General features: G+C 40.7%; 19 protein-coding genes. 15 read left to right on the plus strand and 4 right to left on the minus strand.

Annotated features, from left to right (window positions below; translation table 11 throughout):
• Positions 1–5: 5 nt before the first annotated feature.
• The 7 genes from KNL20_RS07280 to rsfS all read left to right on the plus strand — a co-directional run bounded on the left by KNL20_RS07280 (position 6) and on the right by rsfS (position 4,039).
• Entirely contained in the window at positions 6–338 is a 333-nt protein-coding gene (locus KNL20_RS07280; RefSeq protein ID WP_230399926.1) for a ribosomal-processing cysteine protease Prp, read from the plus strand.
• Positions 339–342: 4 nt separating this feature from the next.
• The gene (gene rpmA, locus KNL20_RS07285; protein WP_230399927.1) at positions 343–627 is read left to right on the plus strand and encodes a 50S ribosomal protein L27; all 285 of its coding nucleotides are present in this window, start codon (positions 343–345) and stop codon (positions 625–627) included.
• Between the two features lie 204 nt (positions 628–831).
• Complete coding sequence (gene obgE / locus KNL20_RS07290; protein ID WP_230399928.1) at positions 832–2,130, plus strand: GTPase ObgE; 1,299 nt, start codon at positions 832–834, stop codon at positions 2,128–2,130.
• A 23-nt stretch (positions 2,131–2,153) separates the two neighbouring features.
• Complete coding sequence (yhbY, locus tag KNL20_RS07295) at positions 2,154–2,447, plus strand: ribosome assembly RNA-binding protein YhbY (protein WP_230399929.1); 294 nt, start codon at positions 2,154–2,156, stop codon at positions 2,445–2,447.
• Complete coding sequence (gene nadD / locus KNL20_RS07300) at positions 2,431–3,078, plus strand: nicotinate-nucleotide adenylyltransferase (RefSeq protein ID WP_331468354.1); 648 nt, start codon at positions 2,431–2,433, stop codon at positions 3,076–3,078. Before yhbY ends, nadD begins: the two co-directional genes overlap by 17 nt.
• Positions 3,079–3,081: 3 nt before the next feature.
• Complete coding sequence (gene yqeK, locus KNL20_RS07305; protein ID WP_230399930.1) at positions 3,082–3,678, plus strand: bis(5'-nucleosyl)-tetraphosphatase (symmetrical) YqeK; 597 nt, start codon at positions 3,082–3,084, stop codon at positions 3,676–3,678.
• A gap of 10 nt (positions 3,679–3,688) precedes the next feature.
• Entirely contained in the window at positions 3,689–4,039 is a 351-nt protein-coding gene (gene rsfS / locus KNL20_RS07310; RefSeq protein WP_230399931.1) for a ribosome silencing factor, read from the plus strand.
• 61 nt (positions 4,040–4,100) lie between these two features.
• Here the strand turns inward: rsfS and lexA are convergent, their stop codons facing one another.
• Positions 4,101–4,757 carry a transcriptional repressor LexA gene (gene lexA / locus KNL20_RS07315; protein WP_230399932.1) on the minus strand — a complete coding sequence of 219 codons (657 nt, stop codon included), beginning with the start codon at positions 4,755–4,757 and terminating at the stop codon, positions 4,101–4,103.
• Between the two features lie 130 nt (positions 4,758–4,887).
• Positions 4,888–6,357, minus strand: a complete 1,470-nt coding sequence (melA, locus tag KNL20_RS07320; protein ID WP_230399933.1) for an alpha-glucosidase/alpha-galactosidase — start codon at positions 6,355–6,357, stop codon at positions 4,888–4,890.
• A 200-nt stretch (positions 6,358–6,557) separates the two neighbouring features.
• Between melA and KNL20_RS07325 the strand changes: the two genes are divergently transcribed.
• Positions 6,558–7,472, plus strand: a complete 915-nt coding sequence (locus KNL20_RS07325) for an AraC family transcriptional regulator (RefSeq protein WP_230399934.1) — start codon at positions 6,558–6,560, stop codon at positions 7,470–7,472.
• 397 nt (positions 7,473–7,869) lie between these two features.
• Here the strand turns inward: KNL20_RS07325 and KNL20_RS07330 are convergent, their stop codons facing one another.
• Complete coding sequence (locus tag KNL20_RS07330; protein WP_230399935.1) at positions 7,870–8,223, minus strand: hypothetical protein; 354 nt, start codon at positions 8,221–8,223, stop codon at positions 7,870–7,872.
• A 242-nt stretch (positions 8,224–8,465) separates the two neighbouring features.
• Between KNL20_RS07330 and KNL20_RS07335 the strand changes: the two genes are divergently transcribed.
• From KNL20_RS07335 to KNL20_RS07360, 6 genes are all read left to right on the plus strand, one after another.
• Positions 8,466–9,290 carry an alpha/beta hydrolase gene (locus tag KNL20_RS07335; RefSeq protein ID WP_230399936.1) on the plus strand — a complete coding sequence of 275 codons (825 nt, stop codon included), beginning with the start codon at positions 8,466–8,468 and terminating at the stop codon, positions 9,288–9,290.
• A gap of 268 nt (positions 9,291–9,558) precedes the next feature.
• Positions 9,559–10,284 (plus strand): amino acid ABC transporter ATP-binding protein, encoded by a 726-nt coding sequence (locus KNL20_RS07340; RefSeq protein WP_230399937.1) that lies wholly within the window; start codon positions 9,559–9,561, stop codon positions 10,282–10,284.
• A 99-nt stretch (positions 10,285–10,383) separates the two neighbouring features.
• Positions 10,384–11,169, plus strand: coding sequence for a transporter substrate-binding domain-containing protein (locus tag KNL20_RS07345; protein ID WP_230399938.1), 786 nt, complete (start codon positions 10,384–10,386; stop codon positions 11,167–11,169).
• Positions 11,166–11,891, plus strand: coding sequence for an amino acid ABC transporter permease (locus tag KNL20_RS07350; protein WP_230399939.1), 726 nt, complete (start codon positions 11,166–11,168; stop codon positions 11,889–11,891). The genes KNL20_RS07345 and KNL20_RS07350 overlap by 4 nt, the downstream gene beginning before the upstream one ends.
• Position 11,892: 1 nt before the next feature.
• Entirely contained in the window at positions 11,893–12,582 is a 690-nt protein-coding gene (locus tag KNL20_RS07355) for an amino acid ABC transporter permease (RefSeq protein ID WP_230399940.1), read from the plus strand.
• Positions 12,583–12,816: 234 nt separating this feature from the next.
• On the plus strand, positions 12,817–13,878 hold the full coding sequence (locus tag KNL20_RS07360; RefSeq protein ID WP_230399941.1) for a tyrosine-type recombinase/integrase: 1,062 nt from the start codon (positions 12,817–12,819) through the stop codon (positions 13,876–13,878).
• 11 nt (positions 13,879–13,889) lie between these two features.
• Here KNL20_RS07360 and KNL20_RS07365 read toward each other — a convergent pair whose 3' ends face one another.
• On the minus strand, positions 13,890–15,632 hold the full coding sequence (locus KNL20_RS07365; protein ID WP_230399942.1) for a plasmid pRiA4b ORF-3 family protein: 1,743 nt from the start codon (positions 15,630–15,632) through the stop codon (positions 13,890–13,892).
• Positions 15,633–15,795: 163 nt separating this feature from the next.
• Between KNL20_RS07365 and KNL20_RS07370 the strand changes: the two genes are divergently transcribed.
• Positions 15,796–17,511, plus strand: a complete 1,716-nt coding sequence (locus KNL20_RS07370; protein ID WP_230399943.1) for an ATP-dependent metallopeptidase FtsH/Yme1/Tma family protein — start codon at positions 15,796–15,798, stop codon at positions 17,509–17,511.
• Positions 17,512–17,519 lie beyond the last annotated feature (8 nt).

A 17,519-nucleotide genomic window follows, 5' to 3' on the forward strand; every position in this document is an offset into this window, starting at 1 on the left:
CATGTATGACGAAAGTAACGTTTTATCAGAATTCAGATTTAGAATATGTTGGTTTTACGGTAGAGGGTCACGCAGGTTTTGCAGATAAAGGCGAGGATATTATATGTTCTGCCATCAGCGCACTGGTGACGAATGCCATTAACTCGATAGAAGCTTTTACAGAAGATGATTTTACCGTGGATGCGGACGAGGATTCGGCATGTATCAGATTTTCCATGGAGGGCAGTCATTCGAAAGAGGCCGATTTATTAATAAGATCCCTGATTCTTGGACTTCAGGGAATTGAAGATGATGAAACAAACCGTAATTTTATTGATATCATTTTCGAGGAGGTGTAAAACCATGTTACAGATGAACCTTCAATTTTTCGCTCATAAAAAGGGAGTCGGTTCTACCAGAAATGGCAGAGATTCCGAATCTAAGAGACTGGGCGCAAAAAGAGCTGACGGACAGTTTGTAAAAGCTGGAAATATTCTTTACAGACAGCGCGGAACCAAGATCCATCCAGGTGAAAACGTTGGACGCGGTAAAGACGATACTCTGTTTGCAACTGCAGACGGTGTTGTAAGATTCCAGAGAAAAGGAAGAGACAAAAAACAGGTTTCTGTTCTTCCGGTAGCTGAATAAATAAGCATATGGCGGCTTCAAATCCTCAGGATTTGGGGCCGTTGTTTGGTTGCCGCCGGAAAAGTTTTCATTTAAATATTTGTATTTGTGAATCTTTTCTAGTATAATTAGGTAGATTGGATAGACTATTGTTAAGTATATCTTTTTATGTATAGAGTTTTTTGCGGGCAACTGTGAGGAGCGAAGAAAAACAGGAGGATTTTTATGTTTGCAGACAGAGCCAGGATTATCATCCGGTCCGGCAAGGGAGGAGATGGGCATGTGAGTTTCCGCAGGGAATTATATGTGCCTAATGGCGGTCCGGATGGAGGAGATGGCGGTAAAGGCGGCGATGTCATCTTTGAAGTAGATAAAGGGCTGAATACCCTTGTTGACTTTAGATATAAGAGGAAGTTCCACGCCCAGGATGGCGAGGAGGGTGGAAAAAAAAGATGTCACGGGAAGAATGGCCGGGATATTGTATTAAAAGTGCCGGAAGGTACCGTAATTATGGAGGCTGGAAGCCGTAAAGTAATTGCAGATATGTCAGAGGGGAACAGCCGCCAGGTTGTCTTAAGGGGCGGTCAGGGAGGCAATGGAAATATGCATTATGCCACAGCGACCATGCAGGTTCCCAAGTATGCGCAGCCTGGAAAACCGTCCCAGGAACTGGAGATTGTGTTGGAACTGAAGGTGATAGCAGACGTGGGTCTGGTTGGATTCCCAAATGTAGGGAAGTCGACGTTACTTTCCAGAGTGACAAATGCGGATCCGAAAATTGCCAATTATCATTTTACCACCATTCACCCAAATCTCGGGGTGGTGGATCTGGAAGGCTGTAAGGGATTCGTAATTGCGGATATTCCCGGCCTGATTGAAGGTGCATCGGAAGGTGTTGGCCTGGGACATGAGTTTTTAAGGCATATAGAAAGAACCAGAGTATTGATTCATCTTGTAGATGCCGCAGGGACAGAGGGCAGAGATCCGGTGGAAGATATCTATAAGATTAACAAAGAACTGGAAAGCTATAATGCGGAAATTGCCGCACGTCCGCAGGTGATTGCAGCCAATAAGATCGATGCAATTTATGTGGAAGAGGGTGAACCCGACCCGATAGAAAAGCTGAAAAATGAATTTGAATCCCAGGGAATTCGGGTATTTCCTGTATCCGCTGTCTCCGGAAAGGGAGTAAAGGAGCTTTTATATTATGTGCAGGAGCTTCTCGATACGCTTCCACAGGAAAAGATGGTTTTTGAGCAGGAATTCTTCCCGGAGGATGAATTAATGATTGAGGAGCTTCCATTTACGGTTACACAGGATGAGGAGAACGAGCATCTTTTTATCGTGGAAGGCCCAAGAATTGAAAAGATGCTGGGTTACACAAATCTGGATTCTGAAAAGGGCTTTGTGTTTTTCCAGAAATTTCTGAAGGATAGTGGTATTCTGGAGGAACTGGAATCCGCCGGAATTCTTGAAGGAGATACTGTACAGATGTATGGCCTTCAATTTGATTATTATAAATAAGGTTACTATGAGGAGATAATTATATGACAAGTAAGCAAAGAGCTTATTTAAAAGGATTGGCGATGAATATAGATCCGGTTCTGCAGATTGGAAAATCTGCACTGACACCAGAATTCACTACATCTGCGGCAGAGGCATTAGAAGCAAGGGAACTGATTAAAATCAGTGTTCTTCAAAACTGTATGGAGGATCCAAAAACTATGGCTCAGATGCTGGCAGAGCGCACCGGATCGCAGGTTGTGCAGGTAATCGGGAAGAAAATCGTTCTTTATAAAGAAGGAAAAAAAGAGAAAAGGAAAATTGAACTGCCAAAATAACGGCAGAATTGAATCGCCTATGAAAAACAGAATCGGAATCATGGGAGGAACTTTTGATCCTATTCATATCGGACATCTGATACTGGGGGAGGCAGCATACGAACAATTTGGACTGGATGAGGTATGGTTTATGCCGGCCGGGAATCCTCCTCACAAGAGAAACAGGGCAGGATGTGCCAGTGATGCGCAGAGAACAGAGATGGTGAGGATGGCTATTGCCTCGAATCCTCATTTTGTCCTGTCTCTGGAAGAGATGAATGAAGATGGATATAGTTATACCTATCGTACATTGGAGCGTTTAACCACGGTTTATCCTGAGGCAGACTTCTATTTTATAATCGGAGCTGACTCCTTGTTTGATTTTGATACCTGGAGGGAGCCTCAGCGGATAGCGGATGCCTGTAATATCGTGGTTGCGACCAGAAACCAGATTAGTTCCGAGACATTTGACAAAGTTCTTGAAGAACGCAGGAACCAGTTTCACGGTTGTTTCCTGAAACTGGATACACCAAATTTAGACATCGCATCCAAGACTATACGCAGTTGGATAAGAAGTCATAAGACGACCAGGTATTATCTGCCTGAAGAAGTGCAAAGATATATTATGAAAAACAAGATTTACGAGGTATAGAAGATGGACGCTCCAAGATACGACTTGATAAGAATAGAAAATCGTTTGAAGAGAAAACTGGATAAAAAGCGGTTTCTGCATACGGAAGGTGTTATGTATACAGCCTCGGCACTGGCTATGGCTCACGCTCTCGACATTCATAAGGCCCAGACTGCGGGCTTGCTTCATGATTGTGCAAAATGTATCCCTGACAGAAAAAAGCTGGTATTATGCAAAAAGTTCCAGATCCCGGTATCGTCTTTTGAAGCTGAAAATCCTTCCTTGCTGCATGCAAAACTCGGGGCGTATCTGGCTAAAGCTGAATATGGTGTTACCGATCCCGATATCTTAAGTGCCATCACCTGGCATACAACAGGGAAACAGGATATGTCGGAGCTGGAAGAAATTATCTATATTGCAGACTATATTGAACCTGGACGGAATCAGGCTCCCAATCTTGCAGAAATCAGAAAACTGGCTTTTCAGGATATGAACGAATGCATGTATCATATTCTGAAAGACACAATCCGGTTTTTGAAGGAGAAGCCAAATTCCATGGATGATACCACAGAAGAAGCCTATCTATACTACAGTAATTATCATAATAGCAGAGAAGAATGAGGTATTTTAGATGAATCAATCAAAAGAAATGACACGAATTGCAATTGAAGCCCTGGAAGATAAAAAGGCCGCTGATATAAAGATTATCGACATTGAGCATATATCTACCCTTGCAGATTATTTTATTATTGCAAGTGGTACAAACCGTAATCAGGTACAGGCTATGTCCGATAATGTAGAAGAGGCGTTAAGCAAGGCCGGTTATGAGCCGAAACAGATTGAAGGGTATCAGAATGCAAATTGGGTTCTGATTGACTATGGTGATATCGTCCTTCATATATTTGATGAGGAAAACCGGTTGTTTTATGATTTGGAACGTATCTGGCGGGATGGGAAAGTAGTGGAAAAAGAGAAAATATAAATACTGCGAAGAAAGCGGCTCGAATGAACATAAATCATTCGGGCCGCTGCTTATTTCAAGATTATCTGAAAAATCGAAAGACTCCAATCACCTTTCCCAGAATTTGAAGTTCCCCATATACCAGAATTGGATCCATCGTGTCGTTCTCAGGTTGAAGCCTGTAATATCCATTCTCTTTAAAGTAGGTTTTTACAGTAGCAGAATCATCTACCATAGCAACTACCATATCACCATTCGATGCTGTGGTCCTCTTTTCAACCAATACAAAGTCACCACTCAGGATGCCGGCATTAATCATGCTTTCTCCTTTTACCTGGAGTAAAAATGTTTCCGCATTTGGGAGATGAGAAACGGGTATGGGCATATATTCAGTGATATTCTCCACTGCCAGCAGGGGCTGACCTGCTGCAACGGTACCAAGCACCGGAACCTGAACCAGTTCCAGCTCCGGTGTAGGTTCCCCACTTTCAAATTGTTCTATGCGCGTACGGTTGAACTCCTCATCCGTAATTTCAATTGCACGCGGAAGAGAGGGGTCTCTGCGGATAAAACCATTCTTTTCCAATGTTTCAAGATGCGCGTGTACAGATGAAGTTGATTTCAAATCAACTGCTCTGCAGATTTCCCGTACAGAAGGCGGAAAACCACGGGTGATAATCGTATTTTTTAAATAATCCAAAATTTCCTGCTGCTTTTTGCTGATCTTGCCATAAGCCATATGTAAAAATTCCTCCCGGATTGTTTCTGCTTTAAATAAGCTTCAATAGAATTGTTTTACTTATTATAACAGAAATTATTACATAAAGCAAACATATTATCGGAATGTTTGTTCGATGGATGGCAGATAATCAAGAGGCCGTAATCGTTCTCTTTTCTCTTTCTGAAGCCACTTCCTCAGGTGTTTTTTCTCTCAGACGGACAGCACCTCTGTAGTCGTGATTCGTGGGGATCAGGTTCCCTTTTGAAAGGGTGTCTTTAGCCCTGGCAATGGCTTCTGTATACTGGGGAAGCCATTCTTCCTGTGCCACAAGCATTTCGTCAATCATCTGCCAGATTTCAGGGGGATTGCATACTGCACCGGTCAGGGGATCCATGAGTGCTGCCTGCTTCAATAAATTCACATCACCGGATACGGCAGCTTCAACAGCAAGACGTTGAACCCAGATAGATTGTGAGCATACGGCCGCACATCCCAAAGGAAGATCACCAACTTTGGGAACGGAGATACCATTGCCGTCTACATAACAGGGGACTTCCACAACTGATTCATAGGGCAGGTTCGTGATGCACCCTTCATTCATGACATTAAAATCACCCCGATACATACGGCTCGTCTCCAGCGATTCAATGATATAGGAGCAATGTTCATGACCGCGGTCTGAACCATCGAATACCTTGGGCGGCTCTTTTAAAAGCTTCGGATAATCGGTCTCAAACCAGTTACGTTCTTCACGTGTGACACGGAGATATCCTCCGGTTTCCCCATTAATCCAGCTGTCGAGATTAATCCACCTGCGGATTTCATCAGGACGTTTTCTATACCAGGATACATATTCGGACAAATGTCCATTGGACTCTGTCGAATAGTAGCCAAATCTCTTCAAGATATCAATTCTTACTTTTTCCTCTTCCTTATACTTTTCATGTGCCTCAAAGGCGGACAGAAGCTTGTCCAGCATCTCAACTCCATGGTGCTTTATGGAGATATACCAGGTCTGATGATTGATTCCGGCGCAGGTAAAATCGAGTTCTTCATGAGGAATGCCAAGTACCTCTGCAATCTGATGCTCTCCATGGATTTCTCCGTGACAAAGACCGATCGTTCTGACACCTCCATACTTATTGCAGGCCCAGGTAGCCATGGCATTCGGATTGGAATAATTGAGCATGATCGCGCCGGGCTCTGCCACCTCTTTGATATCTTTACAAAAATCCAGCATGGCAGCAATTACCCGCTGTCCATACATAATTCCTCCGGTGCATAAGGTATCTCCGACGCATTGATCTATCCCATAGCGCAGTGGAATATCAATATCGGTTTCAAATCCTTCCAGTCCCCCGATACGGACACAGTTAATGATATACTTTGCCCCCTTAAATGCTTCCCTGCGATTGGTGGTGGACTGAATCCGGGTGGAGATTCCATTTGCCTCCAAATCTCTTTGACACAGTTCTGTAACCTTTTGGAGATTGTCAGCATTAATATCGGTAAATGCAATATCAATATCCCGGAATTCGGGTACGGACATAATGTCCGTAAAGAGAGTCCTTGCAAATACCAGACTGCCTGCACCGATAAAAGCAATTTTAAAATTCATATGATCTGTCCTTTCTTTTTCCATTTTTTATAGATTGATTATAGAATAAGATGCTATAAAATGTGACAGGTTTTCACACCTGTTCCATTAAAATGCAATAGATTATAGTATTTATTGCTGTAAAACCTGACTGGGGTGTGGTATGATAAATTGTATAAACGCTTGCTTAAGAATCAAAAAATCAGCCGGGGGATTTAAACATGAGCATTTACCGGAAAGAAAATATATATGCTGCGCCTGTTGCCTATTATGCATTGCATCTGAAAGAATTCCATATGGATATGCATTGGCATGACAGATGTGAAATTATGTATGTTGTGGATGGCTGCTGTACAGTGGAAACCAGACAGGGGGCGGTGAGCTTAAGTGACAGACAGTTTATTTTTTTAGATACCGGCGTACCTCATCGCCTTGAAGTATCCGCTTCCTGCACGCTCTTGAACTATGAATTTCGTTGTTCCACGATTCCAGGAGGGATTAATCTGAAAGAACTGAGTGCTAAAAGCTCTGCATTTCAAAGCTTTTTATGTGCCGGAAAACAAATTCTTGTATTGGATGACCAGTGTAAGATGGGTTACGCGCTAAAAGATCTGATCGGTGAACTGGAATGTGGGGAAGATGAAACGTATCTGCTGGAACTACTGTTTCAGCGGATGTTAATTGAATGTTCCGGATGTGCCCTGAAAATTGGGGGTATTATGGGTACGTTATACTTAAAACGAGCAAAGGAATTTATAAAAGAGCATCTGTGTGAATCACTGAATGCCGGGGTTGTTTCAGAGAATTCCGGGATTCATGTTTCCTATCTTCAGAATCTTTTTTCCAGGAATATCGGATGTGGAATTATGACTTACGTGAACAATCTGAGAATTGAACAGGCCTGCTTTCTTCTGAAGAACAGCAGTATGAAAGTGACGGATATTGCTTTTCAGGTGGGCTTTAACAGCAGACAGCATTTTTCCTATACCTTTGAAAAGCGCTTTCATATTGGTCCAAAACAATACCGGAAACTGAATAGCCAGAATCTTTCACCGAATACGGGTGACAGCCAGCAATATCTGTTTGAAGATGGAAGTCAGGGAGCACGGTTATCTTTAAAAAATACAGAATTATAAGAACTGGGAGTGAATCTGCTGGTTTTTTATGTTATTGCTCTAATAAAACTAAACTACCACCCGCTAAAGCGGGTGGGTTCGCACATAAATGTGCTTCCGACTGAAAGTCGGGGTAAAGGATTAATCCCTCTGAAAAGACCTGAAAGAATCTTCACTTGAAACTGCCAGAAAACTGGAAGAGTGCTATTACAGATATAAGATGCTTTGGCGTACCGTAAGTAAGGAGTCAGAGCTTTACAGGATTGGTGAAGTGATATTCTGGTGTGCGGATTATTTAAGAGAAATGTGACTACCTGATAATAGAGTAGAACCTGTTGGATTTTTTTGCTGCGTGGAAATATAACTCGTGCTTTTCAACAACTTTGGATTATAGGCAATTTTTTACACTTGTTTCATATCAAATTGCTTCAAAATAGGCAATATCAATTTCTTCTACTGTAAGACTCATATTGGGATATCCCAATCTCTCCCTAACCTCTTCAATAACCGCTCTATATGCATTCAAATAATCTGCGTCAGTTGCTACTTCATTGGGAACTTTTTTGCTTTCAACCATAAAAATAGTACTTCCATTAAGACTTCCCATTTCTGGACTTACAAAATATCTTTCATGAACCTCTCCTGTAATGCTAATACCAGTTTCTTCGTAAACTTTGTTTGCAGCCACATTCCAAATATCCCCAATCGTAGCATTTGTATAATATTGGGGATCAAGTCCAAAAAGTGAAATTGAATAACTTTTTGTTTCCATAATTCACCATCCATACATTTTTTATAATAGTATATGTCTCTTGTTCAAAAAGGTTAAATTTCCTCACACTTCGGACAGAACGGAAGAGGCAGCCCAGAAGAGAACGGTCTTCCAGAAAGAAATGTCTGTGAGACCCATATTTGTTTGTTTTTAAGTTTTATTGCAGCCGTAGGTTGCGGTATGTTATACTGTCAATATGCAATACAATTTAGATATTTATAAACTCAATGAGGAGGCATGTGATGCAATACAAAGAAATAGCAATACATAAAGACGGTTCCCAAGACTATGCCAGACTTTGCATGTACATTCTGGATGTTTCAGAGGAGTTTCAGAAAAGTCTTATGCGGCCTATGATTTTAATCTGTCCGGGTGGAGGATATGAGATGACCAGTGACCGTGAGGCGGAACCTGTGGCAATGAAATTTCTCGCTATGGGATTTCATGTCGGTGTGCTTAGATATTCAACCGCTCCTTCCAGATATCCGACAGCACTTTTTGAAGTAGCTGAAGCCGTGAAAACTGCAAAGAAGCATGCAATGTCATGGAATATTGATTCTGCAAAAATATATGTAATGGGTTTTTCAGCGGGAGGACATCTGGCGGCAACCTATGGAGCATCCTGGAACAAGTGCTTTCTCACAGAAGGCCTGGAGACGAATCCGGATACATTGAAGATTGCCGGATTAATCTTGTGCTATCCGGTAATTACTGCAGAGGCACAATATATGCATGAAGGCAGCTTTCGAAGCCTTTTGGGGGAAGATTACCCTAAGCGCCGTGATGAATTATCGATTGAGCGAATCGTGGATAAAGACTTTCCAAAGACCTTTTTATGGCATACGTTTACCGATGATGTAGTTCCGGTGGAAAATTCATTAATGCTTGCGGCAGCACTTCGAAAAGCAGGTGTCAATCTGGAACTTCATATATATCCCACAGGAGGCCATGGGCTGTCACTTGCAGATGAAATTACATCCTCATCGGATGGAAGAATGGTCTGTAAACCGGTTCAGTCCTGGATTTCACTGGCAGAGACATGGCTGAAAGATAATTTAATCCAGTAAAAGCTGCTTAAATAAGAATTGTGTGATAAGGGAATACTGGAAGTACAAGGCAGATATGTCATAAGAAATATTTTTTCTAATTGACAAGTTTTTTGTATAATAGTAAAATAATAGTATTATTTTTACTCATGGCTGGAAAAGCGCTTTCCGTGCTGCTGAAGCATTGGGTGGCGCTTTTTTACTATAAATGCCAAAGTATGCAAGGAAAGCTGCCAGTGGCAGGTTTTCTGTATGGCATATATAAGAAGGAGAGAAGGAGGTACTGAATTTGATTAGATTAGAAAATGTACACAAAAGCTTCGGCAGCACCGAGGTATTGAAGGGAATCAACCTTCATGTAAAAGAGGGAGAAAAAGTAGTTATTATAGGTCCTTCCGGATCGGGAAAAAGTACGCTGGTTCGCTTAATGAATTGTCTGGAGGAGCCAACATCGGGAAGAGTCTTTATCCATACACATGAACTAACCAAAAAGAACCGTGCCTTTATCAATAAGATGCACAGTGCCATGGTCTTCCAGCAGTTTAATTTATACCCACATCTGACCGTTCTTGATAATTTGATTCTGGGACCCACAAAGCTAAAGAATGTTAATAAGAAAGAAGCAATTGAAACTGCCATGTTATATCTGAAAAAGGTGGGACTGGAAGATAAGGCGGGCGCATATCCGCAGAATCTTTCCGGCGGACAGCAGCAGCGTATAGCGATTGCCCGTGCACTGACCATGAAAAACAGAGTGATTCTGTTTGATGAGCCAACTTCCGCATTGGATCCCGAGATGGTACAAGAGGTTCTGGATGTTATTGTTAATTTGTCTCATGAAAAGAATTTCACTATGGTGATCGTTACGCATGAAATGGGTTTTGCCAGACAGGTCGCTGACCGTGTTATCTTCGTGGATGGAGGCGTCATCCTTGAAGAGGGTACTCCTGACCATTTCTTTGAAAATCCTGAGAATGAAAGAACGAAAGCATTTTTAAGTAAAATTATCCGTTAAAGTGTATTTTTGGATACACTCTGGGTGCCAAAGTATGCAAGGAAAGCTGCCAGTGGCAGGTTTCCTGTATTCATAACAGGATTTAAAAGGAGAGAGGCTATGAAGAAAACAAAAAAAATATCCTCCATACTGTTGTCTGCACTGCTGATTATAATTGTAATGACAGGATGTGGAAATGCAGATGGGGACGCTATATTAGACAAGAAGGCAATAAAAATCGGCTGCAAGAACGATGTTCCGAATTTCGGTTTAATGAATATTGATACACGTGAATATGAAGGCTTTGAAATTGATGTGGCAAAAGAAATTGCCAAAAGAGTTTTTGGTGAAGATGTAAAGGTTGAACTTGAGGCTGTAACGGCCAAAACAAGAGGACCGCTTCTGGAAACAGGAGAGCTGGATATGGTAGCCGCTACATTTACGATAACAGATGAAAGAAAAGAAACCTACAATTTTACTCAGCCTTATTATACAGATCATGTGAAGCTGATGGTAAAAAAATCATCAGGTATTGAAGATTTCAAAGGGCTGGATGGTAAGGTGATTGGAGTTTCGCAATCTGCAACCACGAAGCAGTCACTTCAGCAGGCTGCAGATGAAGCAGGTATTACTTTGAAGTTCAGTGAATTTTCAAGCTACCCGGAAATCAGGGCGGCGTTGGATTCCGGCCGTGTGGACTGTTTTTCTGTGGATGGTTCTATCCTGAGTGGTTACTTAAATGATACACTGATGCTACTTCCCGACGAATTCTCACCCCAGGAATATGGTATTGCAATTGCTAAGAGAAATACAAAATTAGCTGAAAAAGCAGATGAAGCTATTTCTGAGATGAAGGCAGACGGAGCGTTGGATAAGCTTATGGAGAAATGGGGGTTGGATTCATGAATGCATTTTCAGCAGAAAAGTGGGAGAAATTATTTCATAATTTCGGTCCCTTTATTCAGGGGTTTGGCACGACCTTATATATTGTCATAATAGGACTGATTCTATCATTGGCTCTGGGTGTTATATTTGGCGTTCTTTCCACAAGCCATAACAGGATTTTAAGGGGCATAGCCCGCGTCTATGTGGAATTTTTTCAGAATACACCATTACTGGTACAGGTGTTTTTTATGTATAATGCATTTCCCTATATGGGAATTACGATTCCGGTTAAAACAATCGGTATCATAGGCGTTGGTATTTACCATGGTGCATATATGTCTGAGGTAGTAAGGACAGGAATCATGGCAGTACCAAAAGGGCAGTCAGAAGCGGCACTTTCTCAGGGCTTTGACTACGTTCAAATCATGGGACACATTATACTGCCTCAGGCGTTAAAAGTAATGCTGCCTCCTTTGACGAATATAGCCGCTAATCTGATTAAAAACACCTCAATTCTGGCAATCATTGCAGGGGGCGATCTGATGTATCAGGCCGATTCCTTTGCCTCCAGTACACTGGCATATGGACCTGCTTATCTGGTAGTAGGCGTTTTATACTTTATCATCTGTTTTCCGCTTGCCAGATTATCGGGATATCTGGAGAAAAGGTTTGGAGCAACCCCGCATCCGAAGGACTATACGGCTTTGCTCTCAGCCTATGATATAGGAAAGGGGGAAGCATAAGATGAATGAATTTATAAATGCATTCCATTCAGTATTTACACAAGGTAATATATTATATATGCTGAGAGGATTGGGAGTAACACTTTATGTGGCGCTGATATCCATTATACTAAGTACGATATTCGGAACGATACTTGCCCTGTTTCGTACTTACGGAAATAAAGCATTAAAGGCAGTGAGTGTGACCTATATAGAGATTTTCAGGAATACGCCTAATCTTTTATGGGTATTAGCCATTCGATTTATGGTGCGGATGCCGGAACCATTTGATGCCCCAATGTATTCCGGAATACTGGCATTTACGCTGTTTACCAGTGCGGTTATGGCTGAGATCGTCCGGGGTGGATTAAACTCCATTCCTCAAGGACAGTTTGAGGCAGCGTATTCCCAGGGATTTGGATTTTTTCAGACGATGATACACATTATATTACCGCAGTGCTTTAAAGCCATTGTGCCGGCCTTGCTGTCACAGGTTATAACAGTAATAAAGGATACTTCATTCCTTGCACAGGTAGCGATAGAAGAGTTCTTCAATAACAGCAAGTGGATTATGTCTGCACAGATAGACAGTACCGTAAATCAAACCGTACGAGTGTTTATCATCTTTGGATTTGTTGCACTGGTGTATTTTGTAATAAACTTTACACTTTCCTGCATTGTAAGAAGCAACAGGAAAAAACAGACAGCTTAGATATTTTACGGCTCAAATTTAAATTATAGGAGTATAGGATATATTAGAAAAAGGGAGATGCAGAATACTCTCTTTTTCTAATGTTATTATATTGACATTAAAGGAAATAAAGAGTATGATATATACACATACAACTATTCGGGAAACACAGGTTTTTCGAATAGTTGGAACGCAAATACAGATAACCACTCTTAATTATGTATTTTGATCATACTTGATTTAGAAAGGATTTTCATGGAAAAACGGACAACCTATCACGAACAAATTGATATTGATAATACACTGAAACTGCGCGAAGTTTTAAGAACTCTGCCGGACTTTGTAAAGGATTTTTTTCGTGCCATAAGCACAACGACATCTACAAGTACACGCATCAAATACGCCTATGATATCCGGATTTTCTTTCAATTTCTATTAACTGAAAATCCTGCTTATCGTAAATTTACCATGCAGGAATTTACACTGGCTGATATGGACAATATCACCGCTTTAGATCTTGAGGAATATATTGAGCATCTGAAGGCCTACAAGCCTCTGGACGATGATGAATATATTACGAACGGCGAACGTGGCCTGAAACGTAAAATTTCGGCTCTTAGAACCTTTTATGCCTATTATTATAAGCATGAAATGATACAAAATAACCCAACACTTCTTATTGATATGCCGAAACTACATGAAAAGGAAATTATACGGCTGGATGCAGACGAGGTGGCTAAACTACTAGATTTTGTTGAATCCTGTGGTGATGAGCTTACCCCTCATCAGAGAAAATATTATGAGAAAACCAGGTACAGGGATCTTGCGATTATTACTCTTCTGCTGGGAACAGGTGTTCGGGTCTCGGAATGCGTTGGTCTGGATGTAGAGGATCTGGATTTTAAAAATAACGCTTTGAAACTGCTTCGAAAAGGCGGCAGTGAAATGTTTGTTTATTTTGGCAAAGAGGTCGAAAAAGCATTAAAGGATTACCTGGAAATCCGAAAAGGGATTACCCCTTTGTCAGGGCATGAACATGCACTCTTCTATTCTTCTCAGAAAAAAAGAATCAATGTGAAGACCGTTGAAAATCTTGTTAAAAAATATTCCAGGCAGGTTACCACCACAAAAAAAATCACTCCTCATAAGCTGCGAAGTACATATGGAACGAATCTTTATCAGGAAACCGGGGATATCTATCTGGTAGCCGATGTATTAGGACATAAGGATGTAAATACCACGAAGAAACACTATGCGGCAATGGATGATAGCAGACGCAGGAAAGCTGCTAAGGCCGTAAAGCTTCGCGAGGAATGAACATTTATCTTCTATTTATTTTTGCAGCAGTTCTTATACTTCTTGCCACTTCCACATGGACATAAATCATTTGGATATATTTTCTTTTTGCTGTTAAACGGTATGATTTTGTTTGATGTTTCCTGTACCACTACACTTCTATCCAGTCGTTTCTCTTCCTTCGTCTGCTGTATTTCCGCTAAGGTATTTCCTCTTAATGCCAGAAGTCTGGTGTTTCGCATCAATTTCTGCAGTTCGCCAATTGCTTTATCAATCTTTTTCCCTCTTACTATCTTTTTCCCATACAAATCAAACAATTCTTCCAGCATATCAAGCAGAGCTTCTATTGGATAGTTAGCACGGATGGCATCTTGTATCGTATAAAAAATCTCAATGGATTCATCCTCTGTCAAATTATACGCGTTTTGTAGATACAGAATAAATCGCTGCGTATATTCATTGGGATCCTCGCAATTGAATTCGCCATACGCAATAAATTCACTCTCATCAGCTGGGACATAAAAAGGAACATTACCCTGGGCATTCAGCAGATTTTTGTAGAGATCATCTTCTAGCAATTCTTCATCTATCAGCAGATTATCCTTCAACGTAAAGGCATATATGTCCGCCTCCTCCAGGCATGCCAAAAGTTCTTGTACTTCTTTTCGTGAATAAGTTTCTTTTTCATAAAAATTGACAATCTCTGTAAATTTATCAAGCGGAATAATTCCGTAGAGGAAACATGCACTTTCAGAGTAGCACGCTAACATCCATTTTCTCTTCAGCTTTTTTCTGAAGCCGGCTGTCATAAGCTCTGTGTACTTTTTTTGCACATCATCAGGTATGTAATAGATGCCAAATTGATTATAAGCACCATAAGTACACAGAAACAAAGAGTCAGCCATCAAATCCTCTGGTATCCAGATAGAATTTCTATGCAGCGCATCTTCGAAGTATTCGATCTCTTCTTCCGAAGTATTTTCAAGTATACGTTTCATGTATGAAGTTTCTAAAAGATGGTTTGACAGCCATTTTGACAGTTCAGCTTTTTTTAGACTACTATATTTCGTGAATTTATGATGTTTGGCTATTGTTTTTAAACTCTCTTTTGAATATTGTAAAAACATCTCCTCAAGGGTGGATATATTAAAATCATCAGGATTGTCCGCAATTATTTTTTCTGCCAGTTGTTGCTTCATTGAAGACTCTTCCAAATACTGATCAATATAGTTGTTAAATTCAGCATGAAGATTATTGTTTTTGTCTGTTTCAGAGATTTTAAAACTGTATTTTTTCAGTTGGCGATTGGCATCTTCAAGATTAAACGCTTCCGCATCATCAATGGTTGCATAAAAATCATAAATTCCGCCACAATCTTCAATCATATAAGGTCCTTTTGACTTCAATACGATTGGATATCGATTCTCATAGGAAACAATCTTTTCAACACAGATCGTATGTTCCCAGTAGTCTCCGAAATCGTAGATATAAGTAAACTGCTCCCCCTCCCACATCCATTCGTCAATATATACTGTATCTACATCATTATCATCTAAATCAGGGTCTAAAGCAAAGGTTTCATCAATGCTTGAAAAATAAAATTCATATAAATGCTCATGCGTCCATCCGAAGATTTCTTCAATAATTTTATCCAAATCTGCAAATGTAATCATCTCAGGGACAATGACTCTGCGCCAAATCGGCGGCCTGCTTCCCTTAATTGTAATTTTTAACTGGTATCCTTTCATATAAAGATCCTTTCTTTGTGAATACATCTATCATACCGCATTTTTTATTATTAATCAAATTATAAAATAAAGAATTGTTATTTAAATGAGTAAACAGTAATACTTCAATTTCCAGAAATTATACATGGAACCTTCTGCCGTTAAGTGTTACAGTAAGTCTATAACAAGATCATAATATGGAGGCTATATAATGAAGCAGCGAAAACAACGGCTTATTCTTTGCCTGGCCCTCTTCCTTGTGGGGGCTGTCGGTATCGGAATATATTTCAATGCCAGGACAGTTGTACCCATGTCTTATAACAGGTTTATGGAGCTTGCTGAACAGAAAGATGTCAGCAAAGTGATACTCTCCACGGAAGATAATTATATGAATGTGAAGTTGAAGGATGAGAAAATTACATATAAGGTCCCAAATCCTAAAACAGATAATTTTACAGAATTTCTTCTAAAAAATGATATAGATATTCAATATGGATCTGTATCCGGAGCTAATGGTGTCCTTAGGGTCATCTTTATACTCTTGATTGGAGGCATTGTCATCTTTATTTTTAAAAAGAACAGAAAAGAAATTCTCATTGAAGATGCAGCATCTCTTTCTAATTGTACCTTATCGGATATTGCAGGTAATATAGAGGCAAAAGCCATGGTGCAGGATATCATACAGTTCATACAATATCCGGAAAAATATGAGAAAACAGGTGCCAAAATGCCCCGGGGGATTCTCTTCTATGGTCCTCCCGGAACCGGAAAGACATTGATGGCAAAGGCAATTGCCGGGGAGGCAGGCGTTCCTTTTTATGCTATGAGCGGATCTGATTTTGTTCAGACTTATGTAGGAGTGGGTGCGGGCAGAGTTCGTGATTTATTTAAAAAGGCTAAGAAGCATGATAAAGCCGTTATATTTATCGACGAGATAGATGCAATAGGTAAAAAAAGAGGACAAACACCTTCCAGCAGTAATGATGAGCGTGATCAGACCCTAAACGCTCTTCTGACAGAAATGTCCGGTTTCCATGAACGAGAAGGAATTATTGTAATTGCGGCTACGAATCGGCTGGATACCTTAGACGAAGCGCTTACAAGACCAGGAAGATTTGACAGGCAGATTGAAATAGGCCTGCCGGATATTCATGCCAGGGAAAGAATCCTGAAACTACATAGCAGAACAAAATCCGTTTCCAATGAGGTCTCGCTGCATGAACTGGCGAAGTCTACAGTTTATTTCAGCGGTGCAATGCTTGAGAATCTCTTAAATGAAGCAGCAATTATGGCAGCTAATGATGATGACGATGAAATCAGGCAAATGCATATAGACAAAGCATTTACCACGATTATCGCGGGACCTGAAAAGAGTGATAGAAGCTATATTACAGAGAAAGACCGCAAAATTACAGCATTTCATGAGGCCGGACATGCATTGATAACAAAGCTTCTGCTGCCGGATAATTATATATCCAAAGTAACCATAATCCCCAGTGTAAGTGGTGCCGGCGGATTTTCAATCAGTATTCCAAAAGATACTCTTTACTATACAAAATCGCAGCTAGAATCAAACATTAAGGTATTATTTGCAGGAAGAATTGCCGAGGAACTGGTCTTTGGTGAGGAGAATGTTACTACAGGTGCAAGCAATGATATCACAAAGGCTTCCGATTTGCTGGTTAATTATGTGGGCAAATATGGGATGGACCAGAAGATGGGGCTCTTTCATATCTCTGATTATGAGTCAGCGCATGATGCGGAGCTTCTGAGCCGATGTCGGGAAACCTCGAATTTACTCTATGACGAAACAAAGGAACTGATGGTTAAGAATTATAAGATTCTTGAGAAACTGGCAAGCCTTCTCATTCAAAAAGAAAACTTGAACGACGATGATATCGAATCTATCGTGAGAGTAGAAATATAATGGTGAAA

The sequence above is a fragment of the Novisyntrophococcus fermenticellae genome, from assembly GCF_018866245.1.
In the GTDB taxonomy this organism is placed as follows: Bacteria; Bacillota; Clostridia; order Lachnospirales; family Lachnospiraceae; genus Novisyntrophococcus; species Novisyntrophococcus fermenticellae.

Coding starts and splice junctions, on each gene's coding strand:
- KNL20_RS07355 (WP_230399940.1), top strand. CDS start 11,893: ATGAATGAATTTATAAATGCATTCCATTCAGTATTTACACAAGGTAAT.
- KNL20_RS07365 (WP_230399942.1), bottom strand. CDS start 15,632: ATGTATTCACAAAGAAAGGATCTTTATATGAAAGGATACCAGTTAAAA.
- melA (WP_230399933.1), bottom strand. CDS start 6,357: ATGAATTTTAAAATTGCTTTTATCGGTGCAGGCAGTCTGGTATTTGCA.
- KNL20_RS07280 (WP_230399926.1), top strand. CDS start 6: ATGACGAAAGTAACGTTTTATCAGAATTCAGATTTAGAATATGTTGGT.
- KNL20_RS07370 (WP_230399943.1), top strand. CDS start 15,796: ATGAAGCAGCGAAAACAACGGCTTATTCTTTGCCTGGCCCTCTTCCTT.
- lexA (WP_230399932.1), bottom strand. CDS start 4,757: ATGGCTTATGGCAAGATCAGCAAAAAGCAGCAGGAAATTTTGGATTAT.
- KNL20_RS07325 (WP_230399934.1), top strand. CDS start 6,558: ATGAGCATTTACCGGAAAGAAAATATATATGCTGCGCCTGTTGCCTAT.
- KNL20_RS07350 (WP_230399939.1), top strand. CDS start 11,166: ATGAATGCATTTTCAGCAGAAAAGTGGGAGAAATTATTTCATAATTTC.
- obgE (WP_230399928.1), top strand. CDS start 832: ATGTTTGCAGACAGAGCCAGGATTATCATCCGGTCCGGCAAGGGAGGA.
- yqeK (WP_230399930.1), top strand. CDS start 3,082: ATGGACGCTCCAAGATACGACTTGATAAGAATAGAAAATCGTTTGAAG.
- rpmA (WP_230399927.1), top strand. CDS start 343: ATGTTACAGATGAACCTTCAATTTTTCGCTCATAAAAAGGGAGTCGGT.
- KNL20_RS07330 (WP_230399935.1), bottom strand. CDS start 8,223: ATGGAAACAAAAAGTTATTCAATTTCACTTTTTGGACTTGATCCCCAA.
- KNL20_RS07360 (WP_230399941.1), top strand. CDS start 12,817: ATGGAAAAACGGACAACCTATCACGAACAAATTGATATTGATAATACA.
- KNL20_RS07345 (WP_230399938.1), top strand. CDS start 10,384: ATGAAGAAAACAAAAAAAATATCCTCCATACTGTTGTCTGCACTGCTG.
- KNL20_RS07335 (WP_230399936.1), top strand. CDS start 8,466: ATGCAATACAAAGAAATAGCAATACATAAAGACGGTTCCCAAGACTAT.
- yhbY (WP_230399929.1), top strand. CDS start 2,154: ATGACAAGTAAGCAAAGAGCTTATTTAAAAGGATTGGCGATGAATATA.
- rsfS (WP_230399931.1), top strand. CDS start 3,689: ATGAATCAATCAAAAGAAATGACACGAATTGCAATTGAAGCCCTGGAA.